The following is a 17,549-nucleotide window of genomic DNA, read 5'->3' as shown; positions in this document are numbered from 1 at the left end:
AGTATAGAAATAAGTTATAATAAAAAAGTTAATATTTTGTTAGATTGAGAAAATAAAGAGTATCTACTAAAAAGCAGCTGTCGATGGCATAAAAACAGCCAGCCACAAAGTAAAAGAGGGTGTAAACTTTGTAGCCTCCACAGCAAAAGGATTTGCCGACAAAATCGGAAGCCTATGGAACAAAGGTGCCACAACCGTAAAAACAACCGTCTTACAGGGGAATGAAAAGATCCAGCACGCAGTAAAAACATTAATGGAGTACAAATGGATCCCAGGCGAGGGAAAAGGCTTCGCCATGGCTGGAGTAGGAAATGTCTCAGGAGGAGGACAGTATTCTCTGAAAGAGGCTTATCAGTATATGGAGAGTAAGGTTGTTAAGGGTACGGGTAAAGAATATAAAAACTATAAGGATGTAGAATATACTGGAACAACTAAAGTTAATGGAGAAGTAAGGGATATTAGCAGACGGGTTTTTCAAAGGTTAGATATTGATTATATGAGAATTGACCCTAAAACTGGTATGACAAATCTCCAATTGATGAAAAAAGGAAGAGCACCAATTTGGCAAGATGGGACTGCTATAGAACTTCATCATTTAATTCAAAGAGAGCCCGGATCAATGGTGGAGCTCCCGGGTAGCATGCATAAGGAATATTATAAAATATTGCATGGCTTAGTGGAGAATGGTGGAAGCTTTAGAAACGACCCTGTGTTAAAAAAGCAATATGAAAATTTTAGGTCGAAATATTGGAGATGGAGAGCTAAACAAATAGATAAAGCTGAATTATAAAAGGAGGAATTTTGAATGAATAAAGAGGAATTAACCAATTTTATTAAGGTAAATATGGAATCAGATGACTTTACTGGTGGAGTAGATAAAAAACAAGTTGATTATGTTCAAGATACCCTACAGTTAAAATTGCCAGAAAGTTATAAGTGGTTTTTAACAAATTATGGCTCTGGTGGGTTATTTGGTGTTGATATTTTAGGGGTGGCTAAGTCTAATATAGCTTCTGTTGTTATTGAAACAGAGAGTTATAGGGATTTAGGAATGAGTGAGAATTTAGTAGTTATTGAAAATATTGGGGAATATGCTTATTGTCTAGACACTAGTAATATGGAAAACAATGAGTGCCCAGTAATAGCATGGGATAGACAAGGTGGACTTGATGACTACAATACAGCAAAGAATTTTTATGAGTTTTTATCACAAAGGTTATTAGATGCAAAAGAAGCATGGGAAGAAGAGTTTTAATATAGATAAATGACCTTGTTTAGCTTAAAGCTAAATAAGGTCATTTTTATTATAAGAAGATTAATTGTTCATGATGAATAGAAGTTATAAGTATTATTGATATATTTTTTGTTTTATATATAATTATATTTAAAGTTTTGTGCGTAGGTAGACAAGAAAAGAGAATGAAAACGAATTTGTTTTTGATGTGGATAGAAAAAATATATGGTGTTTGAAAGTAAGTACTCCATGATGGTTGTACCATCATGGAGTACTGTGTGCAATGATAGAATAGAAAACGAAGTACGAGCTTAGGCGATATGACATTTTACTAGGCGATGAATATAATCACATGGAATATATATTAAACTAAAGAACTGTACAAGCTCGTAAGTTTTAGCGTAGTAGTTGTCACGACATATAAAAGGTGTCATACTGTTACTACAAAATATACAAATTTATACTACTTAAAAATAGATGAACTTAAAGCACTTGATTGTCAATTAAAGGCAACAAGTGCTTTTTTGCGTTTTAGCGTAGAAATTTAAAAGAGCATTATAATTTTATAAGTGCATTAAGTGTTAAATTTTTATTGTTGTTTTATAGATTGTAATGGCTATGTACAGTGTACGACGATAGTAGAGGAAAAAATAAAGGGTTGTGTTATTTTTTGAAGTCATCGTAAAGTACATTTTAACGGATGGACGTTATGCACACGTTATCCGCAAAAAACGGGTAAACGTTACAGGGACTTTAATTGCTGTAACGGGAAGGGACTTAATATGGAAGAAAAAGTAGTTGGTTATGTACGAGTTTCAACAGAAGGACAAGTACGTGAAGGGTATAGCCTAACGTATCAAGTAGAAGAAATTGAACGGCACTGCATTGAAAATAAACTACAGCTGCTTCACATATACGAAGATAAAGGAATTAGCGGAGCGACAGTAGATGAAGATGGATTAACAGTTGAACGTGAAGGCTTACAAGAATTACTGTCAGATATGACGTGTCATCAAGTAAGCAAAGTTATTGTACTAAATACATCTCGGTTATGGCGCTCTGATATGGCAAAAGTGTTAATACAACGAGAGCTAAAGAAACATGCAGTTGATGTGAAAGCAATTGAACAACCGAATTATAGTATATACACACATGACCCAAATGATTTTTTAGTAAATGGTATGTTAGAGCTATTAGACCAATACCAACGTCTTGAGATTGTATTAAAGCTAAGTCGAGGTAGAAAGAAAAAAGCGGAACAAGGTGGATATGCTGGGGGCGGTGTGATGTTTGGTTATAGAGTAAAGAAAGGACAAAAAGTGTTAGAAGTGGATACTAATAAAGCAATCGTTGTACGTAGACTATTTGAGCTACGACACTTTTGTAAGCATTGGTCACTTACTCAATTGGCAGAAAGACTGAATAGGGAAGGCTATTGTACAGAGAAAGGGAAGCGGTTTACGAAAGTACAAGTGAAACGCATGTTAGACCGAGAGAACTTTTATCGAGGGGTATATACATACGGGCAAATACAAACAAATGGGAAACATCCAGCAATTATATAACAGTCTTACTTAAAAAAATCGCTCATTTTACTATATGTACTTATGAAATTATGAAAATGGATAGGCTTGCGTACCTATGCGCATCGAAAGATGAACGCTCGAACTAAGGTTGCCGACATTTTTGTATATGACTAAATTATTGAATAGAGGGATGAGTTATGCATAATAGACAGAACTATTTGTATGTAGGAGTAGATTTACATAAGGAGCATCATACGGCTGTTATAATTAATTGTTGGCAAGAGAAATTAGGAGAAATACAATTTGAGAATAAACCATCGGCATTTTCGGAGTTTTTATTAGAAGTAGAGACATATGTGAGTAATGGTTTATCAGTTGTATTTGGTTTAGAAGATGTTGGTGGTTACGGAAGAGCGTTAGCGAAATATTTAGTAGATCATGAACAAGTAGTGAAAGAAGTAAATCCAGCTTTATCATTTTTAGAACGAAAGAGCCAAGTGATGATACAAAAAAATGATAGTTGGGATGCGGAATGTGTGGCACGCATATTGGTAAACAAATTTAATCAATTGCCAGATGCAAAGCCAAATGATTTATTTTGGTCGATACAACAATTGGTTTCAAGAAGGAATGCATTAGTAAAAGCACAAAGTGCATTAAAGAACCAATTACATATTCAATTAAACCACCATTATCCAAGTTATAAAAAGTTTTTCTCAGAGTTAGATGGAAAAACAGCATTAGCGTTTTGGCAGCAATATCCGTCACCCTCTTGTTTAGAGGGGGCAAATATAAAGCGATTAACAGCTTTTTTATTAGATGTTAGCAACAATACATGTTCAGTAAAGAAAGCAAGCGACATATTAAAACTTGTAAAAGAAGATGGACAAACAATGAAAGAGTATCAAGAAATGCGAAACTTTTTAGTAAGAAGTATTGTACGGGAGATTGAGTTTAAAAAGAAGGAAATGAAATACATCGAAAGAGAATTAAAACAGCTAGTAAATCTACTAGATTATCAATTAGAGACGATGCCGGGAATAGAACTTGTGACGGCATCAGCATTAATTGCAGAAATTGGAGATGTAAGACGATTTCCAAATGCCAACAAATTAGCACGATTTGCGGGGATTGCGCCTGTTTACTTTGGTTCTGGTGGGAAAGGTAAGACACACAAAAGCAAACAAGGAAACAGGGCGCTACACGCTTTATTTTATAATTTAGCAGTGCAGCAAGTGCAAGTAGCAAAAGGCAGTAAGATGCCACGAAACCCAGTGTTTCATGCGTACTATCAAAAGAAGCTTAAAGAAGGTAAAACAAAAGGACAAGCACTTGTGTGTATTATGAGAAGGCTTGTAAACATTGTATATGGCATGATGAAATATAAAACGGCATATGAATTGCCGATAGTAGAAGAAAAAGAAGTAGTTTAATAAGGTTTACATGGTTTGCTTTTTTATTGTGAGGGTTTAAGATTACAACATAGGGTACGGGTGATATTGGAACACCGCCTCGATACGGGGAAAGAAGAATCTCAAAGGAATTATATGATGAATTAAGAGATGGAACGCCTACTGCAAAGCTACGGGAAAAAGTTAATGAGGGCATTGAGGATAAAATAGGAACGCCTGACCCTGCTTTACCTGGTAAGTATATTACAGATAGACTTCAAGCTGATCATATCGTATCAATGAAAAATATAGCAAAGATGGAAAATTTAGATAAATTAACGAAAGAACAACAACTTAAGGTTTTAAACAATGAAGAGAATTTTCTAGGATTAAGTGAAGCAGCCAATAAATCTAAGGGGTCTAAATCTTATTCTGATTGGACAATTTATAAGAAAGAAAAAATTGAAGTTGATCCTAAGTTTAGAGAAGAAATGATAAAGAAGGAAAAAGAATTAGAAATGAAATTACAAAAACAAATTGATGATTTTGTTGAAGGAAATAAAAAGGATATAGATAAATAAAGGAGATAGAATTATGGAACAAAAACTTGGTTTTTTAAGAAAATATAAAAGAAATGCACAACTTATATCATGCCATGAGATTAATAAACTTGATAGTGGGAAAATACCAAATTCATGGTATGAATTGTTTCAAGAAGAAAACGTAGACAAGAGAGTTGAGAGTATTTTATCGATATGGAAAGAGCAAGTAGGAGTGGAATTAAGAAACACTATTTCTTATTTGTCTAGGCACCTTGAAGAAGTAGAGCTTATGAACACAAATGGTAGATATTCAATTTTATACACTATTAAAACAGATAATGGGGAAATTCTATATTATGAAGGGGGAAATCCCAAAGATGAGTTTAATAATGAAGAATTAGAAAAATCTTGGGATAAGATTCCTTCAACAATACGAAATTTTTATCGAACTGTTCATAATGGTTTCTATTTTTATGCGAGTCAATCTATGGGTTTAGTTCCTTTAGAAAATGTAACTTTTTTTGATGATGATGAATGGGGTATTATTGAGGAGTTAGAAGAACCTTTACAAATTGATTTACAAACTACTTTTGGTTTCTTTAAAAGTGGTATGGGTGGTTATGTTGCAGTAGATTATAAGAATTCTAATAATGATAATGCGACTTTATGGTGGACGAATAAAGAGCCTAGATATAATATGAATTTTTGGGACATTGTTGATGAATGGATATTAATTGGATTTGAAGTTTAGTTTAAAGGTTCTGTTGCAAAGTTTTTATATAAACAAAAAAATCCTAATTTAGTAGGTAGAGTTTATACAACTTTGAATAGATTCTCTAATTCATTGTACGTCGAAAAAACGAAGTACGAGCTTAGGCGAGATGACATTTTACCGGGCGATAAATATAAACACATGGAATGTATATAAAACTAACGAACTCGTAAGTTTTATTATAGTATTTGTCATGATGTACAAAAGGTGTCATACTGTTACTACAAAACTTACTAATTTATGCTACTTAAAAACATATGAAACTTAAAGCACTTGATTGTCTATTTGAGGCAACAAGTGCTTTTTTAATTGAAATGTATACTATAAATTTATAAAAGTTATTTTTATGAATTAAAGCTAACAGAAATTACTAGTATTATATAATTGAAAATACATTAGCAAAAGGTGTGGAATCCGTATCCCAAATCTTTAAAGGTGTAGAAATACTGCCAGATGGAAGTGTCGTTAGAGCTGGAACGAACTATAGCGGTAAATTCCAAGAAGCTCATGATGCCTCAAAGGCGAGTATTCAGAGTAGGATCTCGAATTTGGAGAGCGGTGGGGTTAAGGGTACGGGTGATGTTGGTGATATAGCCAGTGGAGCTAATATAAAGAAATTAGATGATTTTTCAGGACCTTTAGAAAATGGTCCATATATTAGAAACGGAAAACTTAGGGGTAGACCACAATTATCTGGGGAAAAGAAACTTGGATTTGAAAAAGATGTTTTCAATAAACAGATAGATCCAGATGGAATTTTACGAGACCCTAACACGAGTGAGACAATTGACTGGAAACCTGGACGACCACGAAAAGGTAAAGTGGATTTTGGTCATACAGAAGGAAATTCTTATAAGAAAATGTTTGAGAAGTATAAAAATGGTGAGATTACTCTTGAAGAATTAAAAGAATTTCAGTTTAACCCAGATAATTTCAGATTAGAAACGCCTTCTGCAAATAGGAGTCATAAATATGAGTAGTTAGGAAGATGATGTAATGAAAATATTAAATATTTTTGATGCGGTTAGAGAAGGAACTTATGAAGATTTTAAACAATTTTATGATGGTGATATTAATCAAATTGATAGTGATTTAGATATCAATTTATTGTGTATGGCAATGATTAATGATAAAAATTCTAGTGAAAAGCTTAAGATTATAAAATTTTTGCTAGAAGAGGATATTGATATTAATTACACTACAGCTAAAAATAAAAGGAATGCATTGCATATGTTTTATTTTTGTGTTTTACGCCCAACAATAGAATATGAATTAGAGATAACAAGGTTACTTATTGATAATGAGATTAATATCAATGCTTTAGATAAATATAATGCTATCCCCTTGAAGTATGCTATTACGATAAATAAATTGTCTACAGAAGATAATAAAGAGATGTATAAACTACTTATTAGTAGTGGCTCAAAGTATAATTTGAAAGATGAATTTGGAAAATCATGTGTGGATTATGCCAAAGAGTATTCTTGGAGAAATGATTTATTAACTATTATTGAGGAGTGTGGATATGAAAGTTAATAATTCTGACTTTGGAGGTTTTATTGTTTCTAAGAATGTTGTAGCCGGAAAACCAATACGTTATACATTTAGAGAAAAATCAGAAGTTCCTCAATTAAATGGGTGGACTATTTACTCTTTAGAAGATGATGATGAATATGTAAATGATTCTAGTAATTTTCAAGTTTTAGGAGCAAGCTCTATATTAGAAATAGCCCCAGTTATGTTAGAAATTTTTGATGCTCCCTATGGAACAGACCTATGTTGGTTGTATAAAGAAGGGGTTCATGTAGGATTTTATGATTTAGTAAGTGAAGATGAGAAAGATATTGGTCAAATTGTAAAAGGAAATTGATGCTATTTTGTGAGTTCCTTGGGCACTGACAAAAATACATTTCCAATAAGAAAAGTCAACAGCGACGTTAGGAGGACGTAGTGGTCTGTTGACTTTTTTTATTGTGTTATTTCATGACAAGGGTTATTTATTATCTTCGTTTAAGTTAATGTTTTTTTGTTTTTACCAACAATTCGTAGATTATTTAATTTGTTTTTACGAACTTCAAGGATAACTTTTCTCATGTCTCGTTCGATTCGTTGCTTGTAAAGAAGTTCTGTAAATGCTCTAAAGCATTCATTCCCGTTTCCAACATGTACTCGAATCAATCAATCTAAATAGAAAAGCTCGCCTTTTCCATCCCTATTTTCTCAACAAAAACCGACATTCGCTCGCAAATCCTCAATAATATTAATATCATCGGTAATACCATTGATATTATAGTTTGTTCGCTTGATATTTTAGGATTCCCAATGTTTAAAGGGAATGATGTTAAGCTTACGTTGGAAGCAAAAGAAGTAGGGGGAAAATACGTAGTTGACTCATATGCACACAATAAGGAAATAGTATCGAGAAAATTCACTCAACTTAGTGAAGTGCAAGAAAAGACAGCTAAGAGTTATTTAAATGAAATTACACAAAAATATCCTTCAGGTTCTAAAATATCAAATGGTTCTTTTAATCCTAACGCTCTCAAAGGGGGGCGACTTAAAGGGGAGTTAATATTAGAAGTACCAGTACAAAATAAACCAATTCCGCAAACGATTCTTGATGAAGCAACAAAAAATAGGATTATTATTAGGGATATTAAAGGGAAGGTTTATAATTGACTATGAAAATTTATTATTGTGACGAATGGTCGGACATTAAAAAGAGGCCTTGGAATATTCTGGGTGACCGTGATGCATACACATACCATCAAAAACATGAACCATATACGGCGGTATTAACTGAAGATGAAAACCTTAAGTATATTGTAAATGTTACAAATGAATGGGTTTCGGTGGGATTTTATGATGACTTGATTCGTAAGTATTTAAATTATGATTTTGAAGTTATGAGTGACAGTAAGATATTTTTAAGAACAGCTACGTATTGGGAATATGATGATGAAACTGATACAGAAGTAAGTAGCTTGATTTTGGGATTCCGAGAAAATGGCTATATAGCAATGGAAAAAAGGGATTTAAAGACCGGCTTAGTCGAGGAGCGTGAGATTAGCGATACCCTTGAAAGAAACTTTGATGTATTTCCTGAATTTGGTCATTATATTCATTTGTGTAGAGAGGAAAGATAATGTTTTTAGGAGCACTCTATAAGAAAGGTGTTATATATCACTAACACATAAGGCAAGCGAACTAAAGATAATTAGAATATTGAATTAGAAAAAAGAAAAATGATATATTTGAAAATAGTAATCCATGAAGTTAATACCATCATGGATTACTATTACTATGTGCAATGATAGAATAAAAAAAGAAGTATGATCTTAGGTGAGATGACATTTTACTGGGCGATGAATATAAATGAATTGTATATGAAACTAATGAATTCGTACAAACTCGTAAGTTTTAACGTAGTAGTTTTTATGACATACAAAAGGCATCATATTTTTACTGCAAGATTATGCTACTTAAAAACATATGAACAAAAAGCACTTGATTGTCTATAAGAGAAAACCAGTTCTTTTTGCATTTTAGGATAGAAGAGCATAATAAATGATAAGTACATATATTGTTTCAGCAAATAGTATAAGAAAATAGATTCTAAAGAGCAGCTGAATTCATCGGGCTAAATGATGCAATTCGTGCAGTTACCGGTAAAGACCCTATTACAGGAAAAGAATTATCAACAAAAGAAAGACTCATCGCCGCAGGATGGACACTCCTAAACTTTGTTCCTGTTGGAAAAGTGGCAAGTCTTGCTGGAAAAGGAATAAAGTATGTCGCTTCTAGCTTTGGGAAGACGATTGTAAAAGCAGGAAAAAGACTAGGCGAAGGCGTAACAATGGTAGCTGGAAAAGCTGGAAAAGCAGCTGTCGATGGCATAAAAACAGCCAGCCACAAAGTAACAGAAGATGTAAACTTTGTAGCCTCGACAGCAAAAGGATTTGCCGACAAAATCGGGAATCTATGGAACAAAGGTGCCACAACCGTAAAAACAACTTTCTTGCAGGGGAATGAAAAGATCCAGCACGCAGTAAAAACATTACTGGAATACAAATGGATCCCAGGCGAGGGAAAAGGCTTCGCCATGGCTGGAGTAGGAAATGTCTCAGGAGGAGGACAGTATTCTCTGAAAGAGGCTTATCAGTATATGGAGAGTAAGGTTGTTAAGGGTACGGTAAAAAATAGTGTTGAGCCAGATCATATAATTAAAGGTGAGTATAAATTAAAACCAAATATCAAGTATACTTCCAATGGATATAGTTATTCGACCGATGACATTGGTAGAATTGACAATGCACAAGGAAAGCTACAGTTAGGACAAGAAAAAAGAAATAGTACTCATCAGGTAAAGGTTGGTGGTGAAGATAGAAATAAAGGTGATCATGGTGGCCACTTAATCGCTCATATTTTTGGTGGTTCAGGATTAGTTGACAATATGGTACCTATGAATGGAAAATTAGTAAACCAAAGTTCATACAGGAAACTAGAAATAGAATGGAAAACAGCTTTAAAAGCAGAGCAAGAAGTTTATGTCAATATAAAGCCTAAATATAAAGGTAATTCATTAAGGCCAACAGAATTTATAGTGAATTATACAATTGATGGTAAGAATATACGAAGACGTTTAGGTAATCCATAGGAGGAGATGTAATTGGAAACAAATGAAATGGAAAAGTTGTACCAAAATATCGCTGGAATTTTAAATGATATGATTCCAGTTGATTGGTTAAAAATTTATCTTTATGCAGAAGTTAGTGAAGATTCTAGACAAGTGTTTTTTTATTTTTACTCAGCAGATGAAAGTGCTCCGATATACAGCCTCGATATTGTAGAGAAGTATAATGTAGAAGGGCATTATTGTGAAGAGTTAGAAGATGAATTATATGAATGCTTTACTGAATTATGGCATGAATTTGAGAGACAAAAACAAGAAAAGTGGACTAATTTAACATTTACACTTAATAATTCGGGTGAATTTAATATTGATTATGATTATAGTGATTTATCTGAAGTAGATTCATATGAGCAACAAATAATTTGGGAATATAAACATATGGGGATAGTAGCAGATGGAGATAGACCAAAAGCAATCATTGATAGATATATTGCTGAAAAGCACTGATTGAAAACTAACTAAATTTTTTCTGTATTGATTATTTGTGAATATTTTTGATTTATGATTTGAAAATACAGACCTCATGATGGTTGTACCATCATGGAGTATTGTGTGCAATGATAGAATAAAAAAAGAAGTACGAGCTTAGGTGAGATGACATTTTACTGGGCGATGAATATAAACACATGGAATGTATTTGAAATTAATGAACTCGTACAAACTCGTAAGTTTTAACATAGTAGTTTTTATGACATACAAAAGGTGTCATACTTTTACTGCAGGATTTACAAATTTATGCTACTTAAAAACATATGAACTTAAAGCGCTTGATTGTCTATGAAAGGCAACAAGTGCTTTTTTCGTCTTAGTATAGAAATAAGATATAATAAGAAAGTTAATATTTTGTTAGATTGATAAAATAAAAAGTATCTACTAAAAAGCAGCTGTCGATGGCATAAAAACAGCCAGCCACAAAGTAAAAGAGGGTGTAAACTTTGTAGCCTCGACAGCAAAAGGATTTGCCGACAAAATCGGAAGCCTATGGAACAAAGGTGCCACAACCGTAAAAACAACCTTCTTACAGGGGAATGAAAAGATCCAGCACGCAGTAAAAACATTACTGGAGTACAAATGAATCCCAGGTGAGGGAAAAGGCTTCGCCATAGCTGGAGTAGGAAATGTCTCAGGAGGAGGACAGTATTCTCTGAAAGAGGCTTATCAGTATATGGAGAGTAAGGTTGTTAAGGGTACGGTTGGAGCTAATAACTTTAAATTTGGAGATAATGCTAAAAATCATTTAAAAAATGTTGAGAATATAAGCACTAAAAAAGGGGTTAGTGGTGGACATAACATGGATGAATTTTACAATGCTTTAAAAAATCAGGATGTTGATGTAGAAGACTTAATTATATCTAAAAAATCACATTCTTCAATTGAAGGGATTTATGAGATAGAATACAAAATACCTAGAAAAGATATGGCTGGAAATATTGCAGAACCTGTTTCGTATAAAAATATTAAGGAGCCTAAAACAATATACGATCCAGCAATGATTAGTGATGATAAGATATATCAGTGGGGAAAAGAAGCAATGCAAAAGGGAACAATAAATGGTAGGCTTGTTGAAGGTACTGCTTCAAATGGATTGAAGTTCAGAGGTTATTTAAATGATACTGGGGAGATAACTAACTTTTTCCCAATTCTAGACTGATATTATTAAGATACAATATTTATAGGAGGATAAAATGAATAGTAATTTTGAATTTATTGAAGATAAAGAGAAAAACGATGAATTGATGTCAATATATTTTAACTTTATAAACGGTAAGTACTTGGAAAGAGCTTTGAGTTTTTTTGTAAAAAAAGAGGGGTTTGGACAAGAAATAGTATTCGTTCATTTTCAGTCTGATTTAGATGAATTTGATATGTCACAGCTACCTATACCTTTAGATGATAAGCATGTGTTAGTTGAATTAGATTCTCCAGCTGTTGAGTCTGAACAACAAGTGTATTTGGACTTTGAAACTTTTTATAATTATTTGGAAGAACATGTGAAAAAAGAAGTGGAAAAAAATCCAGAAAGAAATGGATTAATGGATTTATTAGTGCAAGTTAAGCGCAGCTTAAATTTGTAATATCTTATAGCCATTTTACTAGATTCGAAGGGCAGAAAAAGAACTTTTTGAAGAGCGCGTTTTTATTAGGATTTTATTATATTTCAATAAGGAAGATTGTCTGATATTGAATAAGTAAAGAGGAAGTTATAGATGAATAAGACTTAACAAAAGGGACCTCATATTTGAGGTCTCTTTTGTTAAGTGTATTGAAAAAATCTCTAATTAAAAATTAGCGTGAGATAATAAATATAATGGTACGGGTAAGGTTACTAAGGATGTAAACAAAATTGATTATGGAGCTTATTTAAAAAAGAATATAGGAGATCCTCCAAAAGATATATTTGATCCGCATGCGCATCATATTGTATTTAAAAAAGAAAATGGAAAAGCTCAAAAAGAATTAGTTAAAGAAAATGCTAAGGTACTAAAAATACATGAGAATGAAAAGGGGATTATTGTATTTGGTAATAATCCACAACATACTGAGGTTACTGTTTTTCAAAATAAAGTTCTGAAATGGCAACGAGAAAATGGAAAGAGATAATTTAATGAAAGTAGGTGCATTTATGGGAGAAACGAGAAATCTTATGAATAGTATATGGTTTGGAGAAAAAACAATTTTAGCTAAATCGGAAATAAAAGAAAAAATTTTAAAATCTGTAACAGAAACGGAAGTTTTATTTAACTTAATAGAATTATTTAAAACGGGGGATTTTACTCAAAAACCACTATTAGTTCAATTAATGAATCAGACTAAAGATGAAGCGGTTCTGAATTTATGTATTAGAGTATTTTTATCTGTCGCAACACATGAAGACTTAAGGGATTCAAATAATCTCCGTTTTCTTAGTGAGGTAACTGAAGAAACAGTAGACACTTTTGCATCAGCAGCCACAACCTCACTTTCTCTTGAGGTAATTCCATATTTATTGGCTTTACTTGAAGAGTGGGAGGAATTCAGTGATACAGCTACCATTATAAGAGACTCTATTGATTCCTTTATTAATTTTGAAGATCAAATTGGTGAAGATGCAACTATAGATGAAATTGGAAATTTTTATTTTAAGTATTGTCAGGAGAAGGATACAAATAGTTATTATTTTCAACAGAATTTAGCTTTTCCTGGAGACTTAGCTAAAAAATTGATTCAGCGGGTTATGATTGCTGCTAATAATGAGGAGCAATTAAAAATGGAATTAATACCATCTTTATTATCAATTTGGACTGGTAAAAGAGTATCTGCGGATTACAACACTATTATTAGTGCAAGTAATTATAAAGATTTTATTGACTGTATAAACGAACTTTCAAGTGAAAACTGGGAAAAGGGACAAAAATATTTTTACGGATATAAGCTTTAACTATAATCTATGAAAAACAAAATATATGTGAAGTGGATAGGAAAAAATAATAGTGTGTTTGAAAATACATACTTCATGATGGTTGTACCATCATAGAGTACTATGTGTAATGATAGAATAAGAAAACGAGGTACGAGCTTAGGCGAGATGACATTTTACTGGGTGATGAATATAAACACACGGAATGTATACGAAACTAACGAACTCGTACAAACTCGTAAATTTTAACGTAGTAGTTATCATGATATAAAAAAGTTTTCTTACTGTTACTACAAAACTTACAAAATATAAGCTAAAAGCAATTGCTTGTTGAGTACAGGAAACTCTAAATCGTACAAGTATTGTCCCGTAATAGAGAAATAAAAGTGGATAAAAAGTAAAGGAATACATCCGTTGCGCTATTTCATAGTGCAACGGATTTTTTAGTGCGCAAAATTCAGCACTTTCTCATCAGATTTTAATGTAAGCTTAATTGTGCTCTCTTTTTTCACCTTTAATATAAGCCGTAGATACGAAAGATATATAAGGTGAAGGGAGAAATAATACATGCGTATTTTAGTTGTACCATCAGGATTTAAAGAAAGTTTAGGGGCGAAGGAAGCTGCTGATGTAATGAAAGAAGGGATTTTAAAAGTTATGCCACTTGCTACTGTAGAGACTTTACCAATGGTTGATGGTGGGGAAGGTTTTACAGAGACAATTATAAATATTACTGGTGGAAAAATGTATGAAGTACAAGTAACGGGACCTGTTGGAGATGAGATACAATCTTATTTTGGTGTTTTTGAAACGAGAAACGGTGAGCGTACAGCTGTTATTGAAATGGCTGCGGCAGCTGGGTTACGCCTTGTACCGAGAGATTTACGTGATCCAAGGAAAACGACTACTCACGGTGTTGGACAGTTAATAGAATTAGCTTTAAACAAAGGAGTAGATCGTATATTAATAGGATGTGGTGATTCAGGTACGTCTGATGGAGGTGCTGGTATGGCTGAAGCGTTAGGCGTAAAGTTTTTAAATGAAGATGAAAAGGAAATACAAATTCAAGGTGGCACCTCTTTATTACAAGTTTCAAAAATAGATACGTCACAAGTAGATCCTAGATTAAGACATGTCCAAATCGATGTTGCTTGTAATTGGTTTAATCAATTATGCGGTGAGCATGGAGTAGCTAGAGTGTTTGGTCCGCAAAAGGGTGCTAACGAAGCACAAGTAATAGAACTAGAAAAAGCATTGGAACGCTATGCTTCTATTATAAAAAAAGATATAGGGATAGATGTACATCATACACCAGGAAGTGGTGCATCTGGCGGTCTTGGTGCTGGACTGCAAGCTTTAATTGGGGCAACGCTTCATCCGAGATACGACATTATTATGAAGTATATGGATTTAAATAAATTATTGTTAAAGTGTGATCTTGTATTTACCGCGGAAGGAAGTATAGATTTTCAAACACCACGTGGGAAAATTCCAGCTGAGGTGGCTAAATGTGCAAAAAGATATGGATTACCAGTAATAGCGTTAGTAGGGACAGTTGGTAAAGGGGCACGTATTAATTACGATTACGGAATTGATGCATATACAAGCATATTACCAATGCCATCTTCATTAGAAAATGCATTTTCTAATGCGGAGAAATGGCTTCGTGATTGTACAGAGAGTACGATGCGTACAGTTTTAGTTGGCTATCAAATCGCTTCTCGTTTAAATAAAAGTGGGTACGTATCATGATTGAAAAAAATGTAGTGGAATTACATGTGGATAATAATGATACTCCGAAAGTTAAGTCATCCTGGGTTCTGCCCGTAGCGCTTATATTAATTGTAGAAATAGTTCTTTTGCTTCCATCATCATTAACGATGGAAGCAAAATGGAGTTTGTTTGGATTTTGTTCTGCAATTATATTATGGACAACAACAACGATAAATTCGGCCTATATTGCACTCGGTTCTGTATTATTTCTAATTATTTCAGGAACAGCAAAGCAAGATCTTTTATTTAATTCGCTAGCTTCGGATGTCATTTGGCTTATGATTGGTTCGTTTATTTTAGGAAGAGCACTTCAAATTACCGGTCTAGCTGAAAAAATGACGTACTTTGTTGTGAATCGTGCTCGTAATATATCAGGATTATGCTGGATTTTAACAATGATTATTCAAATACTTGCCTTTTTTATTCCATCTACATCGGGACGCGCAGCAGTTGTATTACCTGTTTTTCAAGCTATATGTAAAGAAATTGGAAGTAGAAGAATTGCGAAAGCATTAGCAATTTTAATGCCTACTGTGATTTTAGTTTCAACAAGTTCTACAATTATTGGGGCAGGCTCACATTTAATCGCTCTAGATATGTTAAATGAATTTAATAATAAAAACATTACATTTGTAGAGTGGTTAATATGGGGATTACCATTTGGAATTATAATGAGCTTTATAAGTTGTCGCGTAATATTAGTACTATTTTTAGACAAAGAAGAAGTAAAAACGAAACTGCAACAGAAAAAAGTTAAGTTTGAATTATCACGAAATGAAAAGTATACAATAAGTATTTTAATAGCGATGGTAGCATTTTGGCTAACGGAATGGTTACACGGTTTGGAAATTGCAACTGTAACTATAATAGGAGTATTTTTATTAACTTTACCAAAACTCGGTGTGATGCAGTGGAAAGAAAGTTTAAAAGGTGTCTCTTGGAATTTAATTTTATTTGTTGGAGCGGCAATTGCATTAGGGAAATCATTAATGGAAAGCGGTGCAGCGCAATGGATTATGCAGAATTTATTTTTAGTAACAGAATTAATTAATAAGCAATCCATTTTCATCGTGTTACTCGTAATTGTTATCCTTTCAGTTACATCACATTTATATATTACATCTCACACTACGAGAGCAGTAATTTTTATTCCACCACTACTATACTTTGCAAGTAGTCTGCAATTAAATGAAGTAGCTGTCTTATTTTTAGGTATTGTTGGAATGAATTATTGTTTAACCTTTCCGGTCAGTTCTAAAGCACTACTATTATTTCAAGAAAGTGATAGAGAAACTTTTCAACCGCAAGATTTATTAAAATTAAGTAGTTATTTAAGTGTTATTTATATATTTGTAATGGTCATATTTTACTATGCATATTGGCAATGGGTTGGATTATCTCTTTAAAAATCAGGAATATATTTCATTCCTGATTTTTTTCATTAAGGGTAAAACATATTGGGTATTTTTTCTTTTGAAGGAAAGTATTACTTGTTATACTAAAATGGTGCAAATATATATTATAGGAGGTTTTTATGGGAGAAAGAATTTTAATCGTTGAGGATGAAGAAAAAATTGCTCGTGTCGTGCAGTTAGAATTAGAATTTGAAGGATATGAAAGTGAAATTGCAAAAACAGGTACAGAGGCAATGGAAAAGTTCGGAAATGGTAATTGGGATTTAATATTACTTGATGTAATGCTTCCAAATATAAGTGGGTTAGAAGTTCTTCGAAGAATACGTTTGAAAAATGCTGTAATACCTATTATTTTATTAACTGCTCGTGATTCAGTTGTTGACAAGGTTAGTGGTTTAGATCAAGGAGCAAGTGACTATATCACAAAGCCTTTTCAAATAGAAGAATTATTAGCAAGAATTCGTGCTTGTTTAAGAATTTCAAATGTAGTAAAAGAAGAGGAAAATAGTAGTTATCAAATTACAGATTTATATTTAGATGAGAAAACGAGAGAAGTGAAAAGAGGGAATAGTCTAATCGACTTAACACCACGTGAGTTTGATTTATTACTATTTTTAATGAAGCATGAAAATCAAGTGTTAAACCGTGAGCAAATTGTAACGAATGTTTGGGGATTTGATTATTATGGCGATACAAATGTTGTTGACGTATATATTCGATATTTGCGCAAAAAAGTAGATTGTAATGTGGACGTACCACTTATTCACACTGTTAGAGGTGTTGGGTATGTCTTAAAGGTGTAACAT

Annotated in this window: 18 protein-coding genes and 2 pseudogenes; all 20 read left to right on the top strand. The window is 32.9% G+C overall.

The annotated features are described in order from the left end of the window. Window positions 1–70: 70 nt before the first annotated feature. A pseudogene (locus tag AC0L0O_RS14085) lies at window positions 71–397 on the top strand (WXG100 family type VII secretion target); the annotation flags it as partial. A 99-nt stretch (window positions 398–496) separates the two neighbouring features. After that, window positions 497–790, top strand: coding sequence for an HNH/ENDO VII family nuclease (locus AC0L0O_RS14080; protein ID WP_080466680.1), 294 nt, complete (start codon window positions 497–499; stop codon window positions 788–790). A gap of 15 nt (window positions 791–805) precedes the next feature. Beyond that, the gene (locus AC0L0O_RS14075; protein ID WP_001030889.1) at window positions 806–1,255 is read left to right on the top strand and encodes an SMI1/KNR4 family protein; all 450 of its coding nucleotides are present in this window, start codon (window positions 806–808) and stop codon (window positions 1,253–1,255) included. A gap of 761 nt (window positions 1,256–2,016) precedes the next feature. After that, a complete protein-coding gene (locus tag AC0L0O_RS14070; RefSeq protein WP_000391693.1) occupies window positions 2,017–2,799 on the top strand; it encodes a recombinase family protein in 783 nt (260 codons plus the stop codon). Between the two features lie 158 nt (window positions 2,800–2,957). After that, window positions 2,958–4,193 carry an IS110 family RNA-guided transposase gene (locus tag AC0L0O_RS14065; protein ID WP_473785820.1) on the top strand — a complete coding sequence of 412 codons (1,236 nt, stop codon included), beginning with the start codon at window positions 2,958–2,960 and terminating at the stop codon, window positions 4,191–4,193. A gap of 257 nt (window positions 4,194–4,450) precedes the next feature. Continuing rightward, window positions 4,451–4,732, top strand: coding sequence for a hypothetical protein (locus AC0L0O_RS14060; RefSeq protein ID WP_017560550.1), 282 nt, complete (start codon window positions 4,451–4,453; stop codon window positions 4,730–4,732). A gap of 13 nt (window positions 4,733–4,745) precedes the next feature. After that, window positions 4,746–5,444: an SMI1/KNR4 family protein gene (locus tag AC0L0O_RS14055; RefSeq protein WP_000435837.1), complete on the top strand. Its 699-nt coding sequence runs from the start codon at window positions 4,746–4,748 to the stop codon at window positions 5,442–5,444. Window positions 5,445–5,872: 428 nt separating this feature from the next. Further along, complete coding sequence (locus tag AC0L0O_RS14050; protein WP_411501275.1) at window positions 5,873–6,445, top strand: GH-E family nuclease; 573 nt, start codon at window positions 5,873–5,875, stop codon at window positions 6,443–6,445. A 16-nt stretch (window positions 6,446–6,461) separates the two neighbouring features. Beyond that, window positions 6,462–7,001, top strand: coding sequence for an ankyrin repeat domain-containing protein (locus AC0L0O_RS14045; RefSeq protein WP_149885491.1), 540 nt, complete (start codon window positions 6,462–6,464; stop codon window positions 6,999–7,001). Beyond that, complete coding sequence (locus AC0L0O_RS14040) at window positions 6,991–7,335, top strand: DUF2185 domain-containing protein (RefSeq protein WP_071736283.1); 345 nt, start codon at window positions 6,991–6,993, stop codon at window positions 7,333–7,335. Before AC0L0O_RS14045 ends, AC0L0O_RS14040 begins: the two co-directional genes overlap by 11 nt. 452 nt (window positions 7,336–7,787) lie before the next feature. Next, a complete protein-coding gene (locus AC0L0O_RS14035; protein WP_240049736.1) occupies window positions 7,788–8,144 on the top strand; it encodes a hypothetical protein in 357 nt (118 codons plus the stop codon). 2 nt (window positions 8,145–8,146) lie between these two features. Next, complete coding sequence (locus AC0L0O_RS14030) at window positions 8,147–8,611, top strand: hypothetical protein (protein WP_071736284.1); 465 nt, start codon at window positions 8,147–8,149, stop codon at window positions 8,609–8,611. 476 nt (window positions 8,612–9,087) lie between these two features. Then, window positions 9,088–10,122: pseudogene (locus AC0L0O_RS14025) on the top strand (DNA/RNA non-specific endonuclease); the annotation flags it as partial. A gap of 12 nt (window positions 10,123–10,134) precedes the next feature. Beyond that, the gene (locus AC0L0O_RS14020) at window positions 10,135–10,605 is read left to right on the top strand and encodes an immunity protein YezG family protein (RefSeq protein ID WP_000449604.1); all 471 of its coding nucleotides are present in this window, start codon (window positions 10,135–10,137) and stop codon (window positions 10,603–10,605) included. A 628-nt stretch (window positions 10,606–11,233) separates the two neighbouring features. After that, on the top strand, window positions 11,234–11,809 hold the full coding sequence (locus tag AC0L0O_RS14015) for a CdiA family toxin C-terminal domain-containing protein (RefSeq protein ID WP_347560098.1): 576 nt from the start codon (window positions 11,234–11,236) through the stop codon (window positions 11,807–11,809). Window positions 11,810–11,843: 34 nt separating this feature from the next. Then, entirely contained in the window at window positions 11,844–12,233 is a 390-nt protein-coding gene (locus AC0L0O_RS14010; protein ID WP_001087573.1) for a hypothetical protein, read from the top strand. Between the two features lie 530 nt (window positions 12,234–12,763). Beyond that, window positions 12,764–13,576, top strand: coding sequence for an Imm47 family immunity protein (imm47, locus tag AC0L0O_RS14005; protein WP_000862554.1), 813 nt, complete (start codon window positions 12,764–12,766; stop codon window positions 13,574–13,576). Window positions 13,577–14,122: 546 nt separating this feature from the next. Beyond that, a complete protein-coding gene (locus AC0L0O_RS14000) occupies window positions 14,123–15,307 on the top strand; it encodes a glycerate kinase family protein (protein ID WP_042511373.1) in 1,185 nt (394 codons plus the stop codon). Beyond that, window positions 15,304–16,734, top strand: a complete 1,431-nt coding sequence (locus AC0L0O_RS13995; protein ID WP_042511372.1) for an SLC13 family permease — start codon at window positions 15,304–15,306, stop codon at window positions 16,732–16,734. The genes AC0L0O_RS14000 and AC0L0O_RS13995 overlap by 4 nt, the downstream gene beginning before the upstream one ends. Window positions 16,735–16,862: 128 nt before the next feature. Then, complete coding sequence (locus tag AC0L0O_RS13990; protein ID WP_131370680.1) at window positions 16,863–17,546, top strand: response regulator transcription factor; 684 nt, start codon at window positions 16,863–16,865, stop codon at window positions 17,544–17,546. Window positions 17,547–17,549: the final 3 nt, after the last annotated feature.

Source organism: Bacillus sp. GS3m_15504 (assembly GCF_055825275.1).
This window is presented reverse-complemented; position numbering and strand designations above follow the sequence as displayed.